Source organism: Mycobacterium innocens (assembly GCF_900566055.1).
Lineage (GTDB): Bacteria > Actinomycetota > Actinomycetes > Mycobacteriales > Mycobacteriaceae > Mycobacterium > Mycobacterium innocens.
The window spans coordinates 1-1,896 of record NZ_UPHQ01000208.1 but is presented as its reverse complement, the minus strand read 5'-3'; the positions used below and the strand labels follow the sequence as shown (position 1 = coordinate 1,896).

Sequence of the window (1,896 nt, the reverse complement as noted above, 5' to 3'; positions counted from 1 at the left end):
AGACCCGCCCCCCAGCACGCACCTCCAACCGGGGCACCTCCATCACGACCGCCTCGGTCCTACCCTCCATACCCAGCCTCCGGCACCTCCACCCAACAACCCCCAACCACCACCACCCCACGGCAACAATTTTTAGGGCGCGTGCGAATGCCGGCCCGGAGTTCCGACCGCAGCAGCCCCTAGTTGCAGTACCAGGTCCCGATCCACCCTGAGGTACCGAGGTTCTTCGCGGCGTCTTGCTCTGCGGCCAGCAGCGTGGGCCCGTAACCGCCCGCATGATCACCGCGGCTGTTCTCGGCGATGGCGCCGCAGTCGGTGAAGGTGACGAGCACCTTGCAGTCGGAATAACCGCATGCACCCAGCGCGGCGCTCTCCGCGGCGGCCTTCGACGGGGCATGCTTGGTGCGGCCGAACACTTTTCCGGACGGAGAGTAGGCGATCGCGCCCACGTACCCGTCGGCCTCGGCTGCCGGTGCCAGCGTGAGGATCATCGCCGTCACCGCTACGACGTTGGTCACTGAAACCGCAGCTCGGCGTTGAAAAGCGGTCAATGCCATGGTGGTTCCTTTCCAGGTTCGGTGGTCCGGCAAATGCTGAAGCGAGGGGGCTCGATGTCGGATCGGCCGGCTATGCCGGTTTGGTTGCGGTGACTTGCTTGCCCCAGTCGGACATGGTCATCGTCACGGTCCCGTTCTGGACCGGGCTGATTTCGATCTTGACGAGGTGATAAGACCCGTCCGAGGCGATCCAGACGGTGGTGGGTGTGTTCTGCGCGTCCTTCGGGCTCAGGCGCGCCCCGGCCAGTGCCGTGATGTCGTCGGCTGACGACGTTCCGTTGATCTTGGTGGTCGGGATCCCGTTGATCTGCTCGCTGCCAACCACTTTCGGGTTTTGCAGATCGGAAAGCAGTTTGGCGAGGCCGCGATTCGGGTCGAGCAGGGTCGACACGTCATAGATCGACGCGCCGTTGCCGTAATCGGCGTACGTGCCGGGGTCGGCGACGTCGGAATAGAGATGTCCGTCGACGTAGACGAACTTCGAATCAACCGGGTTCTTGCCGACGACCAGCGTCGCGGTGCCGGTGGCGACCGTTTGCGGCGTGTTGGAGACGTCGCCGTCGAGTTTGGTCACTGCAAGGTTGGGCACCGAGCCCTGCACCGTGAGGCTCACGTGCATCCCGGTCACCTTGGCCATGACGTCGGCAGCCTGTTTGACGGTGCTGGCGGCGTCGCCATTGGCCGGGCTGCTCGACCCGCCGCCTGCGCCCTTGTTTGAGCTGGAACATCCGGTGAGCACGAGTGCCGTCGCGGCGACGGCGGACACGGCCGCCACAGCGGCGCGAGACCAGCGCTTCATAGACATCTCCTTCGTCGAGGCAACGGCACGTTGCCGCGGGGCAAACTCAGCTGGAGGCAGCGCCAAAGCCAGGCGACTTAGCGTAGACCCGCCGATATCGGCTTGACTACCTTTTCGTCGGTGTCGGTGGCGAGAGGGTGATCGCCGTTGGAGCAAAGCGAAAAGCCGGCGGCGCCGCACCGGTGACCGGCACGCAGCCAACACTGGTCAGCAACACCGCCAGGCTCGCCGCGCCGATCTCGCGGGCTTACTTACGGCCCTTGCGCTGGGGGTCGAGCCGCTTGAGCCGGACCGCCAGCAGGAGCACCAGGACCACCGCCAGCGCCGCGCATATACCGACGGCGGTGAGCCAGTTACTGCGATCGTGATCCCATAGCGGGTCTTCCGCACCCGGGTGCAGGAAGTTCACCCCCACGGTGGCGGCGGCCATGGCGTAGGCCCACCGGGACGGGGACAGCCAGGCCAGTTGCTCGAGCGGAGGCCGGCCGTTGACCGCGAACATTCCGCCGCACAGCACCAGTTGGGCCATGACCACCAGTA

3 protein-coding genes are annotated in these 1,896 nt (G+C 65.8%); all 3 read right to left on the bottom strand.

What is annotated here, in order from left to right; all coding sequences use genetic code 11:
* Positions 1-179 precede the first annotated feature (179 nt).
* The gene (locus tag EET03_RS19790) at positions 180-518 is read right to left on the bottom strand and encodes a DUF4189 domain-containing protein (protein WP_244232448.1); all 339 of its coding nucleotides are present in this window, start codon (positions 516-518) and stop codon (positions 180-182) included.
* A gap of 109 nt (positions 519-627) precedes the next feature.
* Complete coding sequence (locus EET03_RS19785) at positions 628-1,356, bottom strand: LppX_LprAFG lipoprotein (RefSeq protein WP_063469836.1); 729 nt, start codon at positions 1,354-1,356, stop codon at positions 628-630.
* 247 nt (positions 1,357-1,603) lie between these two features.
* A partial coding sequence (locus tag EET03_RS19780) for a hypothetical protein (protein ID WP_122508816.1) occupies positions 1,604-1,896 on the bottom strand: 293 nt, incomplete at its 5' end.

Excerpts from the sequence above, each read along its gene's own strand:
- EET03_RS19785 (WP_063469836.1), bottom strand. The coding sequence starts at position 1,356 with ATGAAGCGCTGGTCTCGCGCCGCTGTGGCGGCCGTGTCCGCCGTCGCC.